Source organism: Nonlabens sp. MB-3u-79 (assembly GCF_002831625.1).
Taxonomy (GTDB): Bacteria; Bacteroidota; Bacteroidia; order Flavobacteriales; family Flavobacteriaceae; genus Nonlabens.
The window spans coordinates 983,375-1,001,696 of record NZ_CP025116.1 but is presented as its reverse complement, the minus strand read 5'-3'; the positions used below and the strand labels follow the sequence as shown (position 1 = coordinate 1,001,696).

The 18,322-nt window shown below is 38.7% G+C and carries 11 protein-coding genes; 8 read left to right on the top strand and 3 right to left on the bottom strand.

Annotated elements, in window-relative coordinates; translation table 11 throughout:
• Positions 1 to 93 precede the first annotated feature (93 nt).
• The 3 genes from CW736_RS04500 to CW736_RS04490 form a co-directional block, all read right to left on the bottom strand.
• Entirely contained in the window at positions 94 to 5,616 is a 5,523-nt protein-coding gene (locus tag CW736_RS04500) for an alpha-2-macroglobulin family protein (RefSeq protein WP_232735420.1), read from the bottom strand.
• A 445-nt stretch (positions 5,617 to 6,061) separates the two neighbouring features.
• Entirely contained in the window at positions 6,062 to 6,679 is a 618-nt protein-coding gene (locus CW736_RS04495; protein WP_101012766.1) for a hypothetical protein, read from the bottom strand.
• 160 nt (positions 6,680 to 6,839) lie between these two features.
• Positions 6,840 to 8,936, bottom strand: coding sequence for a TonB-dependent receptor (locus tag CW736_RS04490; protein WP_317044415.1), 2,097 nt, complete (start codon positions 8,934 to 8,936; stop codon positions 6,840 to 6,842).
• A 319-nt stretch (positions 8,937 to 9,255) separates the two neighbouring features.
• Here CW736_RS04490 and CW736_RS04485 point away from each other — a divergent pair, with 319 nt between their 5' ends.
• The 8 genes from CW736_RS04485 (at position 9,256) to arsB (ending at position 18,288) form a co-directional block, all read left to right on the top strand.
• Entirely contained in the window at positions 9,256 to 11,118 is a 1,863-nt protein-coding gene (locus CW736_RS04485; RefSeq protein WP_101012764.1) for a M1 family metallopeptidase, read from the top strand.
• A 492-nt stretch (positions 11,119 to 11,610) separates the two neighbouring features.
• A complete protein-coding gene (gene rnpA, locus CW736_RS04480) occupies positions 11,611 to 11,979 on the top strand; it encodes a ribonuclease P protein component (RefSeq protein WP_101012763.1) in 369 nt (122 codons plus the stop codon).
• Positions 11,980 to 12,371: 392 nt separating this feature from the next.
• Positions 12,372 to 14,015 (top strand): S41 family peptidase, encoded by a 1,644-nt coding sequence (locus tag CW736_RS04475; protein WP_101012762.1) that lies wholly within the window; start codon positions 12,372 to 12,374, stop codon positions 14,013 to 14,015.
• The gene (locus CW736_RS04470) at positions 14,016 to 15,077 is read left to right on the top strand and encodes an OmpA family protein (protein ID WP_101012761.1); all 1,062 of its coding nucleotides are present in this window, start codon (positions 14,016 to 14,018) and stop codon (positions 15,075 to 15,077) included.
• A gap of 661 nt (positions 15,078 to 15,738) precedes the next feature.
• Positions 15,739 to 16,071 carry an ArsR/SmtB family transcription factor gene (locus tag CW736_RS04460; RefSeq protein ID WP_101015029.1) on the top strand — a complete coding sequence of 111 codons (333 nt, stop codon included), beginning with the start codon at positions 15,739 to 15,741 and terminating at the stop codon, positions 16,069 to 16,071.
• 48 nt (positions 16,072 to 16,119) lie between these two features.
• Positions 16,120 to 16,581: a DUF6428 family protein gene (locus tag CW736_RS04455; RefSeq protein ID WP_101012759.1), complete on the top strand. Its 462-nt coding sequence runs from the start codon at positions 16,120 to 16,122 to the stop codon at positions 16,579 to 16,581.
• Between the two features lie 9 nt (positions 16,582 to 16,590).
• The gene (locus CW736_RS04450; RefSeq protein WP_101012758.1) at positions 16,591 to 17,220 is read left to right on the top strand and encodes a protein-tyrosine-phosphatase; all 630 of its coding nucleotides are present in this window, start codon (positions 16,591 to 16,593) and stop codon (positions 17,218 to 17,220) included.
• A 36-nt stretch (positions 17,221 to 17,256) separates the two neighbouring features.
• The gene (gene arsB, locus CW736_RS04445; RefSeq protein WP_101015028.1) at positions 17,257 to 18,288 is read left to right on the top strand and encodes an ACR3 family arsenite efflux transporter; all 1,032 of its coding nucleotides are present in this window, start codon (positions 17,257 to 17,259) and stop codon (positions 18,286 to 18,288) included.
• Positions 18,289 to 18,322: the final 34 nt, after the last annotated feature.

The window sequence follows — 18,322 nt, the reverse complement described above, 5'->3', positions numbered from 1 at the left end:
GGGTTGCGTCTATTTTACCTTAAAAAGACAAACCCTAAAGGATTTGCAAATCCTTTAGGGTTTGATATAAAGAGTACCTTCTCCATCTCTACCTCACCTCACCACCTCTATCCATTGACCTTTATTTCTGACTATATAATCTGCGTCATACATGGCTTCACATTGTATACCTGGTAAATAGTAGGTGCCTAGATAACTAGCATTTATTGTGGTCTTAAAAGTCAGTGTTTCTTTTGCTTTTAGATCAAAATAATAGTTCACCCGGTCATCTCTTATGTCTGTGTATTCTATGCTGGTATTTGCTTTTTCGGCTCCATAATCTGTAAATCTGGTATTGACTATTTCCCAACCTGATGGCAAGATTTGTGTCAAGGCCACATCTTCAATTCTAGAACCTGTGGTGTTGGTAATGGTAGTAACAGCAGTGATCTCGGTCCCTTGATTGAGCTTACTCACATTTACCGCATTTCCATCTTTATCCACATAATTCATAGTCGCACTCAGCTTGCTTTGAGCCGCTTTCTCACTTCCTACTGGCAATTTGCCGGTCATGGCATTGGTAATGAAAATAGTATTGTCCCCTTTGTTTTTCACTGTAACTGTAGTTGGGTTTTCGTCAATATCTATATCGCGATTAGCAATACTTTTAGCACTGGAAACGCTATTGGTTTTAGCTTTAAAAGTATAATCCACATTCACTCCTTTACCTCCTACATGTTTTGCATATTTACTGATGGCAATAAAGCTATAAGCTAATGCTTGGGTGTTGTAATAGCGATCAGAGTCTAGATTTCTAGCTAGTTCTTCCATAAGCTGTCTAGCACGCTCCTCCTTTTTCATAATCGTATAGGTTTCTAGAGCCATAGCACGATTACGTTGTGGAGAACCATAAGTTCTATAATCATAACTACTCAGCTGGAAATCTATATTGCTCTTCTTTAATAGCTCTTCAGCTGCCTTGTTCTGACCTACTAATGCATAGGCAGCAGCTAGTCTTAACTTGCTGTCGTTAGAAAGGTTTGCGCTTTCGCGTAAGCGGTTCATAGAAGATAAGTCTGGTGCTCCTGCAACGGCTAGTGTATACAACCTATAAGCTTGATACAAGTCATTGTGGTCGTTGTACCTCCATTGTTTTGCTACTCGTTTTTGATAGGCGATCCAGTTGGATTTAAACGAAATAGGAACTGTATATCCCGCTTTTTCTGCTTCGATCATAAAATGACCCGCATAAGTAGTCCCCCAATCGTTAGCGCTACCGCCTCCTGGCCAGTAAGAAAAACCGCCATTTGCTTTCTGATAATAGCCTAGTTTATTGATCGCCGCTTTTACATTAGAGCTGATTTGTTTTTGCTGGTTTCCATTCAAATCTACCACGCTAGAAAGGTGCAATTGAGGAAAAGCAGCACTGGTAGTTTGCTCCACGCAACCATGCGGATAACGAATCAAGTAATTCAATCTGCGGCCAAGATCCATAGCAGGCAAACTAGAAAAAGTTAGCGTAGAGGCATTGCTTCCTTTAGTGCCAAAAGGCTGGATAGAAATCGTTGCTGTTTCTCCAGGTTTTAACATCGCTTTTTCTGAAATGGTACTGTAGGGATTAGGATTCACCACATCGATTTCTGTCTCGTAAACAGCAGTTTCTCCGTTCCCTGATGCAGAGAGTTTCAACTTAGCAATTCCTGTAGCCTTCTTCACTTTTACATCAAAATAAGCGATTTGATCGCCGGTCTCCGTAAACTTTAATTGCTGTGTCTTCCCATTTAATAATTCAAAGAATGGGGAGCTTTCTAATGTCACCTTAACGTCTTTTACCTTATCGTCCATTGCAAAAACGGTTACTGGTAGTTTTACTGTTTCTCCAGGGGATAGTTTTCGCGGAAGCGATGCCAGCATCATTAATGGCTTTTTTACCGGAGTTGCAATTTCGGCACTTCCGTAAGCTTCCTTGCGGTCATTTCCAGCAACCACCATCGTGCGTACCGAACCTACATATTGAGGAATAGAAATAGTATGTGTTTTCTTCTCGCCCGGCTTCAGTGTAAAAGGTCCTAGATGAATGACCATAGGTTGGAATCGGTTGGCTTTTTTAGCCTTAGAAGCTGCAGCTGTTCCATCACCACCTATGGCAAAAGCAGCGTCAATTCGACCTCCATAAGCACCGATCACATCATCAAAAACATCCCAAGTCTTGACACCCAGTGCCTCACGAGCAAAGAAGCTGTCCCAAGCATCTGGTGTTTTAAAGTTGGTCAAGTCTAATAATCCTTCATCCACAACGGCAAGGGTATACGTCATGGCTGTATTATTTTTCTCACTCACGGTAATCTCAGCGCTGCTTTTAGGAGCGAGTTCTTTAGGCATCTTTATCTCTGGCTCGAGGTGAGTTGCGGCGTTCTCAACCAGCAATGGAATCACCCCATACATTCTCAAAGGAAGATCATTTGCCGTTTGAGCATGCGGTTGCAAATAAGTAATATGAACATAGACGTTAGGAACATACGGATCAAGGAGCGGTATGTCAACTTGAGTTTGCTTATCCTTTGTTTCTGCCCATTGTGCGTCGAGCACTTCGGTTCCGTTTTCTACAGTAATTAAAGCACGGCCGCCAGCTGATGATGGGAACGTAATTTTTGCGTTCTCCCCTACTTTATAGGTCTTCTTATCTGCATTGAAAATAAGCATGGAAGCCATTTCCGGGTCTACTTTACGGCTTTTTCCTGCCCAACCTGGCCAGTCCACATAAATGATTTTTCCAGTGGAGTGTCCGGAAGCAGGATCATAAATACGTACCAAGTACCTGCCCCATTCTGGGTATTTCAGTTGAAATTTAAAGTTTCCTTTTCCGCTAGAATTAGTGTTGATCCTGTTGCTATATACTTCCTGTCTGTATTCACTTGCTTCATATCTAGACAGGCTTCCTGCCTGGCTTTGCCACCACCATCTCCAGTTGACTTTATATACTTTTACTTCCAGATTTTTGGTCGCTTTAGGAGTACCGCTTTGATCTAAAGTCACTACATCAAAGTTATGGTCGGTATCTGTCAGTAACATTCCTCTTTGCTTGTCTCCAGGAGGCACATCAATTCCTACATAGGTGTCATAAGGCGAGTAAGTTTTGGTAGTCACATTAGTACTGAAATCCCCTCCGTTTTCATACACTTTAGTCAGGAAACTAGCCTTTAACATGCCCGGAGCTTGAGAATCCATTTGAGGTTCAAAATTGAAACGGGCATCTCCGTTTTGATCTAAGTTTCCATCAAATACTTCAGATTCTTGTAAATCAAAATATCGAGACGGATCATCAAAAACATAACTGTCGTATTTCTTGAATTGAGTCGTTGTAGCGTAATATTTTGCTGTAACGCTAGCTTTGAGGCCTTTTGCGATAGCGCCGTGCAGCCACATCGCATTTAGAGAACCCTTGACATTTTGTCTAGATTTAATAACCTCTTCATCAAAATCCAGTTGTACCTTTAATCGGTTGGGTTTGATGGTTTCTATCTTGAGCATTTTATTAAAGCTTACACCACCTACTTCTATTTTGGCGTTCCAGTTTCCTGTTGGCGCAGCGTCATCTGTTGTTAGATCAAATTGATAGAAGTTGTTCAATCCGTTTTTCTGAACTTCAGAATGTGTGATTTTACCATTAGGATCTCTTAATTCTAATTTGATCGGGTGAGCATTGGGTAGTTTATTATCGGTATCATTGAGCATAAAAGTGAGGTAGATATGATCTCCAGGACGCCATACACCTCGCTCTCCGTAAATATATCCTTTGATTCCTTTTTGAAGTCGCTTTCCTGAAGTGTCAAACTTACTTACCGATAATGCGTTACCATCATCCAGCTTTACATATCCATGCTCATTGTTATAAGTAACCTTGGCAAAAAAGGCAGGCTTGTCTGGACGTATGTCTAACAATCCTTCATTATTAGTACGTCCACTGCTAATTTCTTGCTGTTGGAAATTAAACAACTTTACTAAGGCGCCACCTAAAGGCTTTGTAGAAATGATATCATTTACTGCAATCAAATAACCGTTATTTTCTCCTCTTTTTACCGTAATTCCTAGATCGCTGGAAAGAACGTTAGTACTAACGGACCTATTTCTATAAAAAGAAGACGTACATGGATCTTCACGATCTCTCCAATTGTAGTCGTAATAGTCGTACTCCTCATCATAATAGTTCTGAGCGCCATCCCAATTACTAGCTTCAAAAGAATCGTCATAATCCCCCTCTTCTATCTCTGGCTGATTTTCGGCAGTATACTCACATTTAAAGGCACTGTAAGCAAGCTTGTATTTAAACTCCACTCGGTAAATAGCACCAGGGTCTGAAGAGATGATTTCGTTGAGGTCTACCGAATAGGTATTCCATTTATTTACGTCATTTCCAGTTGCTTTAATATCAATCACTTTGCGAGCGACTGGCCTTCCTACATCACGTAGGTTTCCTGAAGAGCTCAGATCGTTATTTTGCAAAAACTGCAACACATTGTTATTAAAAACTTTGTACACCCAAACATCCACCGCATTTAAATTCACTGCTTTAAAATTGATCTTTGAATTTTGTGAAGAAGGAAGAATGGTACCAGAACGCACCAACTTCACTTCTGGGTTTACCTGCTCAAAAGCTATAAAACTTGAAAATCCGTTTTTTAATTTATATCCGTCGACACTTTTTATACCTGTAAAAACTTCTACTTTTTTAGACCCCGTAACTGATTTAGAAGGAAATACTTTGAGTTCGTTTCCTTTACGCTCAAATTTCATGTTATCCACGCCTTCTATTTGAATCATCCCATCGAGGTTCTGACTTTTATCTAGCGGATCAGAAAAATTGATCAAAATATAGGCAGTGTCTCCGTTAACCAACTCTATATCAGTTACTGAAAAGCTGTTTTTTCCAGGAAGTGTAATGGTATTTGATCCTTGATCATTTACACCTATACCGCTACCGTTCCACGAAATTTCCAATTGGTCGTCTTCGATAGGCCTTTTGATACTGTCTATTTTAAACTCAAAAAACTTACCTAGTGCATTTGTATTAGGAAACTTGACCACCAAATTGTTGCCGTTTAATTTTGCTACAACTAACTTTTTTGCATTCTCTAACTCCATAATATCACTGGCTTGTATGGCTCCATTGATATATTGATAATCACTCTCATAGCTTCCTACTGGGTCGGTACTTACAATAAAATCCTGAGCAATCGTTTTAAAGTTAAAAGTGAATTCCCTTAAGTCTTTTGCTACCTCCTTTACTTTTCCCAACTGGAATTTCACTTCATACTCTGTGTCCTGCTTCAAGGGCTTTTCTGGTAAAAAAGAAATGGTTTGTGCATCCTGAACAGTTAATTTTCCTAAAGCACTAGGGTATAGCTGTATCCAACTGGCGTCCAGCTCTTTTCCAGCTACCCAGCCTTCTACCGGCTCTGTAAGTTTGATTAGAATAGGTTCTCTAGTAGAAATCACATGATCAGAAACCTGGCTGACGTGTTCTCTAAATTTGAAGAGTTCATTTTGTTGTTCTTGAAGCTTTTCTTCGTCGGTTTTATTAGTACAAGAAGCCAAAACAAAAAGCGAAAACAGAAATAAAATAGATTTTTTTATCAAAACGCAGTAAGTTTAATGATGAACAGGAATTTTTATTAAAATTATAGAAACTTATTGAGGATTAGCTATATAAGCTTGTAGTTTTTTGAAATATTTTAATCGGTGTCTGTTTTTATCTCGCTTTCGCGAAAGCCTAACAAGTAAAAGAAGTTGAAAATAGTTTTATAATCAAACCCAGATTTAAAGCTTCTGTCACACTGAGCTTGTCAAAGTGCTATTAAAACAAAGTTTTTCAAAGCCTGAGTGTTTTTGGTAGAGTACTGTAATAAATTCCGCATAGGTCGCTTAAAAACCTCTTGAACTTTGTAATGGCTTTTTCGGTAGGTAATCGTTCTCGACTCTCGCTCGAACTGACATGTTTAGTTTCTATCTCAATGACTGTAAAATCAAATAGCATTAAAAAGGGGCAGATTTAATTCTGCCCCTTTTGATGGTTATGGATACCTTATTTCTCACATTGCTTTTTTACATCGGTTGCTGCTTTTTTTCCCCAGCCAGGATCAAAACCTGTAGCGATTTCTTTTTCAAATAGTTCAATCGCTTTGTCGATCTCGCCGCAATAAGGCGCGATGTCTTTACCAAAGAATTGAGCGCTACCCATCAACCATCTTGCTCTGTTGCTGATCACCCTAGGGTTTTCTGGAGCCATACTTATGGCTTTATCATAAAGCGCAGTAGTCGGGCCAGACAGTTTCATGCCATAAGTACGGCTGTCGTATTGAATCCAACAAGTGTTTAACATGCCTTGTAATACCATGATTTCTGGATTGTGCTCTGTTAAGAATTCAGCATCATTGATGAGCTCTTGAGCTTTGTTCATGTGTTGCAAGGTGGTCTCTTTAGGAAGTTGCCCCCAAGAACTGTTAATATGGCACAAAGCTGCGTAATAAGGTGGCAGCCAGTTTTCTTTTTCGGCCTTTGAGATGCGTTCAAATTGTTGTGAAGCTGCTTGCAAGTCGCTTGCCATGAGTTCTAGTCCTTTTTGCATGGCTTTTTCGTAGCCTGTTTGTGCGTGGAGGCTTAGTGATAAAAACAGGATGAAAGTGGTGAGTATAGTTTTCATAAGTAAGAGTTTATTTGATATATGGTACAATGATAGTGGCGATCTCGCTTTCGCGAAAGCGGAACCAACCCAACTGTAGAAACCAGTAACTGAATTGTTATTTGACACCCTTCTTGACTATAATAATAGAGCATCATCCCATTCCAACTCCTAAATAATTTTATAAGTTGTCCAACTGATTATCGCTACCGCCAATAGTCCAAAAGAAGCCTACAAAAAAGAAACGGTCTGCTGCCTGACCTATCTCACGACGGTCAAATTGCCCTTGAACATCTGGCATGTCGCCGTATTGATACCCAAAAACATTAGCTCTTCCCAGCACATTAGAAACCGATAAATACAAGATCTTTTGTTGATCGATCAGGTAAGCCCAGTTCAAATTGAGGCTTTGAAAAGAAGAGGTTTTATCCTTCAAAAACCCAGACTCGTTTGCATTTGTAAATGGACGACCGCTAGAATAATTAAAGGTCGCACCTACTTGTGACTGCCAGTCTTCTATCCAGTATTTCCCTACCAGACTAAAGTTATGATCGGTTGCAAAATTAGGAGTCGCCTCCACAGGAAAATTGCGAAATTTACGCTTGGTATCCAGATAAGAATAACTGACCCAATAATCCAAGTTCTCAATCGAGCGCTCATCTCTCCAAAATAAATCCAGCCCAGCGGCATACCCATCGCCACCATTACTCAAATCGCTATCAAATTGAACACGTGTCGTGTCGTAGGTCAACAACTGCTCGTACTTTTTATAATAGGCCTCTGCTCTAAACATGCGATCATTCTTTTTAAATAAAAAGTTAGCTATATAATGTTGTGCATTTTCTGGTTGGAGGTCCTTTTCATATTGCTGCACATTGTTTTGGGCGGCTTGATAAAAATTACCATATGCCAGTGACAACTGTGAGCTGCTATGGAGACTTACCGCAGCGCTCAACCTTGGTGATACTTTAAACTGCGAACTGGCGCTGTAGTAATCTCCACGCAGACCAGCTTTGAAGGCAAGATCTTTAGAGGCAAAAACCTCAGCTTCTGTAAAAGTGCCCGTAATTCCATGTTCAATACCGCTGTTAAAAGTGTCATTTTCTAATAGCACCTCTTCCTTGTAGTTGATAAGGAACTGCTCTACGCCCATATGGAGTTTAAAGTAATTGTTATAACGTTTTTGAAGTTTAAATTTGGCATGCAAGGCGTTTTCTACAGCGTCGATTTTGGTCGTTGCAATATTTAAATCGTTAGTGTCGTGGGCAAGACTTAGACCTGTTTCTATATTCCAACTTTCTGATAAAGAACCGTAGTAATTAAGGTTGCCGTAATAATTTCTATTTCTCAAACCAAAATAAAATCCTTCTTCTATGTCTATATCTTCTTGGATAATAGCAAAATCACTATAAGAATAGGCACTGTAAGCCTTAAAAAGCCCTTTGTCAAACTCATGTCTGTAAACCGCTTCTCCATTGATGCTTTGAAAAGGCTTTTCAAATTGGTTGTTTTGTGGAATCAACTCATTGTATGGGGCTAGGTTGATGTATTGTGCATTCAGGCTTAGACTGTTTTTACCCCATATTTTTGTCTTTCCAAAATTCCCTCCTACGGTCATGATTCCCAATTCTGTTTTTTCTTCTTTGGGGAAGTCGTTCGTATTTAAGAGCAACACACTAGAAAGTGCATCTCCATATTCGGCACTGTAGCCACCGGTAGAAAATGTAATACCGTCAAACAGGAATGGTGAAAATCTTCCTCTCGTTGGGATGTTACCAGTTGTGGGAGCAAATGGTCTAAAAACACGACTTCCATCGATAAAAATTTGAGTTTCTTCTGCACTTCCACCACGCACAAACAAACGCCCATCATCTGCGTTGGAAGATGTTCCTGGAAGGGTTTGTAATGCACCAACAAAATCTCCTACTGCCCCAGCTGTAGTCACAATATCTAAGGGCTTTAAAACACTTGCTTTAGAACTATCTCCTGCACTAAAACTCCCTGCACTCAGGACTACGGTATTTAATGCGTTCAAGCTTTCGCGCAAGCTTAACTTTAATCCAACCATATCTATTACAAGAGCTTCTAGCTTGTATTCTTCATAACCTATATAGCTGGCGATCAAAGTTGCGTACGAAGTTTCTTGTGTGGTAAAAGAGAACTTCCCGTCAAGGTCTGTAATTGTACCGTCATAAGTTCCTTCCAAATAGACATTCACACCCATCACTGGTTCATTTTTATCATTGAGAATCACTCCTGACACAGTAGATTGTGCCATTGTGATCGAACTAATAAAAAGACAGAGAATTGTAAAAAGCGTTTTCATAATAATCGGTTTGATGATGCAATGATGGGACTGAAAAAAGCTTTTTAAAATTTAGAATGACCGAGTTGTATCATTTGGAGGATGGATTGTAGAATGGAAGTCAAATTTGAAAATAGCAACCTGATGTCGTTATCAAAAATTCAAAACACCTTCTTAAATCAACAACAAGCAGTATGCAGGTTTCTAATGGAGCTTAGATTTCAAATAGATAAGATTTTCTTCATCATTGAAAATTGGTAAATCCTTATCTTAGCAGCAACAAAAATATCTTATGAAAAAAATTGCTTTTATTCTTACAGTTGCAGTTGCATTAGCTAGTTGTAACTCTTCTAAAAATGTAGTGGCTAACCCATCATCTGATTCTGGTACATACTGGCAACAACATGTCAACTATGATATGGATGTGAATATAGATGTAGATCGTTACCAATACACCGGTCAACAAAAACTGGTGTACACGAACAATTCACCAGAAACCATAGATCGAGTATACTACCACCTATTCTTTAACGCCTTCCAACCCGGTAGCGAAATGGATGTGCGTTCCCGTACTATTGCAGATCCTGATAGACGCGTAGGTTCTCGTATTGTTGCTTTAAAGCCTAATGAAATAGGGTATTTGCACGTGAGCAGTATGAAGCAAGACGGTGAAGCAGTAATAGCAGAAGAAGAAGGAACTGTACTCGTAGTAAAGCTTGCAAAAGCAATCGCACCAGGACAGTCTACTACTCTAGAACTGGATTTTAACGGTCAGGTTCCTGTACAAATAAGAAGAAGTGGACGTAATAATGCCGAAGGAGTTGCTCTTTCTATGACGCAATGGTACCCTAAAATGGCTGAGTTTGATAAATACGGTTGGAACACAAGTCCGTATATCGCACGTGAATTTCACGGTGTTTGGGGAGATTTTGATGTGGAAGTAACTATTGATAAAGAGTATACGATCGGTGGAACTGGTTACCTTCAAAATCCTAAAGAAATAGGTCATGGTTATGACAAAGCAAATTCTGGCCCTGCAAAAAGTACGGACGGAAAATTAAAATGGCATTTTAAAGCCCCTCAAGTTCATGATTTTGCATTTGGCGCAGACAAAGATTTTATCCACGACATCTACAAAGGAGCAAAGGGAGTGGACCTTCACTTCTTCTACAAGGATAACGATGCGATCAAAGAAAACTGGAAACAATTACAACCGGTAACTAATGAGTTCTTAAAGTACTATAATAATCATGTAGGAAATTACCCTTACAAACAATACTCTGTAGTTCAAGGTGGTGATGGTGGTATGGAATATGCCATGTGTACCTTGATAACTGGAGAACGCAGTTTTGGCAGTCTTGCTGGAGTTACCGCTCATGAATTTGCACACTCGTGGTTCAACCACATTCTGGCTACTAACGAGTCTAAAGATGAGTGGATGGATGAAGGTTTTACCACCTATATTTCTAATCTAGCCATGAACGAAGTTTTCAAAGAAGGAAAAGAAAATCCTAATGCTGGTTCTTACAGAGGTTATATAAGTCTTGCCATGTCTGGTAAAGAACAACCACAAACCACCCATGCAGATCGTTATGAATACAATGGAGCTTATGGAACCAGTGCTTATTCTAAAGGAGCTGTTTTTATGGCGCAACTAGGTTATGTGGTAGGAGATGAAATACGTGACCTAATTATCAAAGAGTATTTCAATACCTGGAAATTCAAACATCCAGACCCTAATGACTTTAAAAGAGTGGCTGAGCGTGTGAGCGGTTTTGACTTGGAATGGTATTTAAGAGACTGGACCATGACCACAAATACGATCGATTATTCTATTGAAAATATGAGCAATCTGGATGGTAAGGCAGTAATTTCGCTTTCGCGAAAAGGCCTTATGCCTATGCCACTAGACATAGAAGTTACTATGAATGATGGTAGTACAAAAATGTATTACATCCCTCTGGAAGAAATGCGCGGAGAAAAGAACATCACTAGAAATATTACTAAGCTTGCAGACTGGGCTTGGGCATATCCTACTTATGAGTTGGCTCTTGACGGTGTCAACTTCAACAACGTAAAAAGTGTAACCATCGATCCTAAAGAAATGATGGCAGATGTAAATAAGGATAATAATACTTTTCCAATAGAGGAATAGGTTATAGTAAACAGTGACAGTAGGCAGTAAGCAGATTGATTTCAAAAAAGTTTGAAATTTTAGTAGGCAGTAATTCTTTAAATAGAATTACTGCCTACTTCTGTTTTGGGCATAAAACCAAAACCTTTTCCCTAGCCCTAAAGGCTAAGGTTTCTTAGTTTTTATATATACATTTTGATCAACTAAAGTACGCTGAGTTCCTGCATCTTTTAGATTTAGGGAACAGAACCTCTAATCTTCAAAGAATTTAATACCTGCTGGCTCTGAATACCGTGACTGTACACTGTATTTGATTGGATTTTTTTCCCTTTGTAAAGATGTACGCAGGACAGATGGGTTTGCAGAACTGTTTTAAATTCCATCCAAAAAATACTGCCTACTTCCGTTTTGAGCACAGCTCAAAAACGAACCTGCCTACTGCTTACTTATTAAAAGGCTCGAGAGCTCAAAGACTAACAGACTCACAAACGGAAACCCTATCTTTGCATCACAATGAAGCTCACTTTAGGCAGAAATAAAAAACTAAAAAGCAAAAAGGCTACCGACCAGCTTTTCTCCAGTGGTTCGTCCATGAGAAAAGGACCTTTGCGCGTGGTTTATTTTATAGAATCTCAAGGTGGCGAGCATCAAATAGGGGTGAGCGTAGGAAAGCGTTTTTTTAAAAGTGCTGTTGATCGCAATCGCATTAAAAGATTGATGAGGGAGTCGTATCGATTGCATCAAGAATTACTACCTGTTTCTGAAGCTGTTCATTTAAAGGCAATGTTTATCTATCAATCTGGTAAAATGCCTGATTATGACTATATAGAAAGCCTGACTAAAAAGCTATTGAAAGAACTGACTAAAAAAGTGGCTTCATAAGAATAGGAATATGGATTAGCTTGCTTAGTTAAGCCACAGCAGTAGGTTTTTTATAAATTCTAGCACGCTAAAGATTCCCGACTTTGGCTCGAACTAAAATGATTTGTTCCAGCTAATTTCCATTTTGTATTCCTAAGATTTCTTTTAAAAAACGCTGAAGGCCAAAACTGCGGTACTCCTTTTATCAAGATACTCCGTATAAGCCTTCTTAAGGCTAAACAGTCTGTTTTTCATCATCCAGATATCAGGCCTCTTTCCTCAGTGCTCGACTCTAATAACTGATATTGTGCTTGTGAACAATCCATTAGCCATAATTGCGTTGTAACTGTTATGGTGCTTCTGAGTATTTATCCTATATTTAATGCTGCTTATTGGAGCTACAAATAAAAAAAATGAGTAAAAGAATAAATATAAAAAGACAGATCCTGCTTCCTATAGCGGCAGCTGGACTGTTATTTACTACTGCTAGTTTTCAAAATGATTTTTTTGAGATCGCAAAACAGATTGAGATTTTTACAGAAATGTACAAACAACTCAACATGAATTATGTGGACGACACGAACCCGGCAGAGCTTATGGATAATGCCATAGAAGGAATGCTGGAAGGACTGGATCCCTACACCGTATACTGGACAGAGCAAGAGGTAGAAAAATCTAAAATCAATCGTCGAGGTTCTTATACCGGCATAGGTGCAAATGTGCGCACTAAAGAAGATGCAATCACCATTATAGAACCTTGGAAAGATTATCCGGCAGATAAGGCTGGCCTTAAAGCTGGTGATGATATCATAGAAGTAGACGGTATCAAAATATCTGAATATAAAGATAATGCTGGTGACTTGTTACAAGGCTCTTCAGGTACAGAGCTAACCATCACCTATACCCGTCAAGGAAAAACCATAACGACTACTCTTAAAAGAGAAGGTGTTGAGGTAAATGCGGTTCCTTTTTATGAAATGGCAACTCCAGAAATAGGCTACGTGGTCCTTTCTAAATTCAATGAAAAAGCCTCTAAAGAAACTAAGGCTGCCATTAAGGAACTAAAAGAAAAAGGAGCCACCAAAATAATTCTTGACTTACGAGGTAACCCTGGCGGCTTATTAAGTGAAGCTGTAAATGTGTCTAACTTATTTATCCCTAAAGGAAAACTCATCACCAGCACGCAGTCTGTCGTAACTAAATACAACAGAACCTATCTGACCAAGCGCAGTGAAGAATTTGAAGGAATGCCAGTGGCGGTTTTGATCAATGGCCGCAGCGCGAGCGCGAGCGAAATAGTAAGTGGTAGTCTCCAAGACTATGATCGCGCTGTCATTGTAGGCGCAAGAAGTTTTGGTAAAGGGCTGGTACAACGCCCTAAACCTTTGTCTTATGGAACTCAGGTGAAGATTACTATTTCCAGATACTACACACCTAGTGGTCGTTGCATACAAGCCTTAGATTATTGGAACCGAGATGAAAATGGCGACGCCGTGCGTACCAAAAAAGAAAATTACAAAGCTTTTAAAACAGTAAACAGCGGTCGTACCGTTTATGATGGTGGTGGTGTAGAGCCTGATATTAAGATAGAGTCTGCTGCATATTCTCCTATTACCACAGCTCTTCTTAAAGAAAACTCCATTTTTGACTACGCCACCGCATATTACTATAAACACCAATTTAATTCCCTAGATGAGATTCAGATTTCAGATGCTGACTTTCAAGAATTTGTTTCTTGGATAGAAAAACGCGGCTTTGAATTTGAGACAGTTACAGAGTCCGCTTTCGCAAAAGCGTATCAGGCAGCAACTAACGAAGAGTTAGATGATGATATCAAAACCTCTTACAACTCCATGCTAGAAGCTATTAAGAAAGCCAAAAAGAAAGAAGTTGTGGATAAAAAAGCCGAAATCAAAAGCCTACTAACTGATGAAATTGTAAAAAGGTATTTCTATAAAGAAGGTCTTTACAATCACCAGATCAAATACAACCCAGAAATCAGGGCAGCCATTGAGGTGCTCAACGATGAAGGTAAATATCAACGTATTTTAAAATAAATGACTGTTAAAAAACACATAGCGCTTCTTTTATTCATGGTAAGTTTTACAATGAACGGGCAGCTTACAGAAACTCATTCCGTTTACTTTGATCTCGATCAAGACCAATTTCCATTCACTGAGGGAAAGCAACTCAATGCCTTCTTTGATGACTTGTTATACAAACCTCTTCTAGATGTAAAAATACTAGGTTACTGTGATGATCGTGGTTCTTATGATTACAATCTAGATCTTTCTAACAGGCGCGTAGAGACCGTTTCTAAATGGTTGCAGGAGCATGCCATTACCATAGAACACATTTCTAAAACCATTGAAGGTCGAGGCGAAGTAGCTTTAGAAGACGGAGCTGAAGAATTAACTTTAGAAGATGAACGCGCTCAAAATCGTCGAGTTGATGTTATTTTTTCACTAAAAGAAACCATTACCCAGCGACTGGAAATTAAAAAGCTAGACATAAACGACCTTACAGAAGCAGAAGCAGAAGAAATAAAAACCTATGAGAAAAAAGCCGTGGAAGCGGTTCTCAAAGATGCAACAAGCACTGCACTTATTCCTGCCTCTAAAAACTTAAAAACTGTTCCAGAAGAAACCATAGATGAGGTAATAATAGAATATCTAGACATACCGACTAAGCTGGACACTCTTATTGATAATTCTACAGAACCTTTTAAGTCTTTATTAAATAAAAACCTCAAAAAAGGCCAGGTCATTAGGCTTGAGAACATTCTGTTTTATAGAGGAAGATCTGTTGTGCTGGAAGAGTCTCAACCCCTTCTAGATCGTGTTGCAGAAATCCTTATAGCTCGTGAAGACATTCATTTTGAAATTCACGGTCACGTGTGTTGCATCAATCCCGTTTATGACGATGCTTATAATAGAGATACCAAAAAATCCAACCTTTCTTATGCCAGGGCCAAATCTATTTTTGAAACTCTAAGAGATCAAGGTGTGAGCTACCGTAGGATGAAGTACAAAGGATTTGGTCGTACCAAACCCTTGGGAGGTATCGATAAATTAGACCGTCGTGTAGAACTTTATATCACTAAGATCGATAAAGATTAGTTTAAAAATAGGCTTTCTTCTCTATAATGAAACGCCCCGTATGTATAATTACTTTGTTTCTGTGTGTCTCCTATTCTGACTCCAAATAGAAAAAGCTTAAAAGTGATTTCTGGAAATGTGTGCGGTAGTTTTGATTCCATTTATTCTAAATTCTTAGTTTATCAAAATAACAAAGAGAAGTATGTTGATTTGGATTGTTACCATTGGATAGCAAACCAAAAGGGTAATTTGAAATTTTGGCCTGACCTAAAGATCAACCTAGTTGACCTCAAAAATAAAAGTGTCCACCGATGGGCATTTCGTAGTCCTTCTCAATGGGTTGAGAATATATTTTGGCAAAACGACTCGCTTATGGTGCTTCTATAAAATAATTATTAGAGGCGACCCGTCATTTCAAAGCTCGATCTGAATAAGAAGACCGTGACAACATTTACCTAGAACTAGGCTTTAGGTTTTGATAGTGACTGTTCTCAATTAAAGTTTAAGAAAACAAAGGCTTCTAAAGAATAAATAGAGACTCAAAAAGAAACTTAACATCTATTTATACTGATTTACAAGGGTCTACAATACCTGTACATCTTGATCTATTAAAATAAATAAATAAAATCCTATTTATAGCATAGTAAATTAGTATATTTATCGTAACTTAGCGATGAAAGATATGGGAGTTACAAAAAGTGAAAAATTTACTGAAGAGCAAAATCAAATCGCTCGAATGACAAAAGCGATCGGGCATCCCGCTAGAATTGCAATCATCCAGTATTTATTTTCCATCGATTCTTGCGTATGCGGAGACATCGTAAACGAGATCGGTCTAGCACAGCCCACTATTTCACAACATTTAAAGGAATTAAAGTCTGTCGGACTCATAAAAGGCAGCGTCGAGGGCACAAGTGTTTGTTATTGTATCGATTATCAAAATTGGTCATTAATGAAAAACTTGCTTTCCCCTATTTTAAACCTTGACGCTGCTACTTTAAATAAATGCTGTTAAAAAAATTTTAAAGTATTCATCGTAATATTACGTTTAAATCATTAAGAAATGAAACTATCTGAATTCAACAACCAGTTGTCACAACTGGATAAAATCTCTTTTACACTTCCAGACGGCACGCTAGTGCCTTCACATTTTCACGTTACTGAAGTAGGAAAAGTAGTAAAACACTTTATAGATTGTGGCGGCAAAGAGCGACTAGAAACAGTAGTCAGCTTCCAGCTTTGGGAAGCAACCGATTACGATCACAGGCTTCATCCAGAAAAATTACAACAAATTATTGAACTATCTCAGTCTCGATTAGGACTTCCAGATGTAGAGATAGAAGTAGAATATCAAGCAGGAACAATTGGAAAGTTCGGTATAGATTTTAATGGAGATCACTTTGTGCTCACTAATAAACTGACCGACTGTCTTGCTAAAGACAGTTGTGGCATCCCACAAGAAAAACCAAAAGTAAAGCTTTCAGAAGTTCAAAATTCATGTGCACCAGGTTCTGGTTGTTGCTAAATAAATTTTATGTTTTTACCTATCAAAAATTTGCTGGATGGCTTAGATGTTACTACCATTCCGCTTTCGCGAAAGCGAGAACTCCATCAACTCTCAGACTATATCAATTACAGTCTTCAACATCACAACAAGACACAGCTAACCTTTATTTGTACCCATAACTCCAGGCGCAGTCATCTATGCCAAATATGGGGACAAATCGCAGCTAGATATTATCAAATAGGCGATATACATTGCTATTCTGGTGGAACAGAGGCTACAGCTGTTTATTCTAAAATCATTAAAACCCTCAAAAGACAAGGCTTAGAAATCACTAAAAGAAAGCCTAAAGAAAATCCCAAATACTATATAGAATACAGCGAGGTGATGCCCCCTTTAAAAGCGTTTTCAAAAATATTTGATGATGAGGCAAATCCGTCACAACAATTTGGAGCGATAATGACTTGCGACCATGCTTCAGAAAACTGCCCCATAGTTCCGGGAGCAGAAAAACGTATCTCGATTACTTATTTAGACCCAAAAATAAGCGATGGAACACCAGAACAAAAAGCAGTTTACGAAGAACGCAGCCTACAAATCGCTACCGAAATGAAATATGTCTTCTCTCAAGTAACCCCAAATAAACTTCAAAGTGATTGATTGAAATTCAATACTATAAAAATTCATTTGATACCAATTATGAAAAAAAAACTCTCCTTCCTCAATCAGTACTTAACCCTATGGATTTTTACCGCCATGGCTATAGGTGTAGGATTAGGTTATTTGATACCTAGCATCGCAACTTCCATCAATAATATGAGCAGTGGAACTACTAATATTCCTATAGCCATAGGCCTGATATTAATGATGTATCCGCCATTGGCAAAAGCAGATTACCAACTCTTACCGGTTGTTTTTAAAAACACAAAGATTTTAAGTATTTCCTTACTTCTCAACTGGGTGATAGGTCCTATTTTGATGTTTATACTGGCCATCACCTTTTTACATGACTATCCAGAATATATGGTAGGGCTTATTTTAATAGGACTCGCACGTTGCATTGCTATGGTACTGGTCTGGAATGACCTCGCAGAGGGTTCTCCAGAGTACGGAGCTGGTTTAGTCGCTTTAAACAGCATCTTTCAAGTGTTTGCGTATTCTTTCTACGCCTGGATATTTATCACGGTATTACCGCCTTATTTTGGCTTTGATGGTGCCCTTGTAGATATCTCCATCGCCACCATTGCCGAAAGTGTTGCCATCTACTTAGGAATACCGTTTTTACTAGGTATTTTAAGCCGTTATTTTATAGTAAAGGCTAAAGGTAAAGACTGGTATGAGCATGTTTTTATCCCAGCAATTTCGCCTATTACTTTAGTCGCCTTGTTGCTTACTATTGTATTGATGTTTTCCTTAAAAGGGGAGTTGATTGTAGAAATTCCTTATGATGTATTGTTGATAGCCGTGCCTTTATTGATCTACTTTATCATCATGTTTTTAATTGCGTTTTTTATCAGTAAATACCGAGGTGCTACCTATGTCCAAAATGCAGCAATTTCATTTACCGCCGCTGGTAATAATTTTGAACTAGCCATTGCAGTAGCCATTGCCGTTTTTGGGCTCAATTCTGGTCAGGCGTTTACTGGGGTTATCGGACCACTAGTTGAAGTTCCTGCATTAATTTTATTGGTTAGGGTTTCTTTTTGGTTGAAGAAGAGGTATTATTAAACCTGTTCATTCTAATGATATAGAAAGAATACTA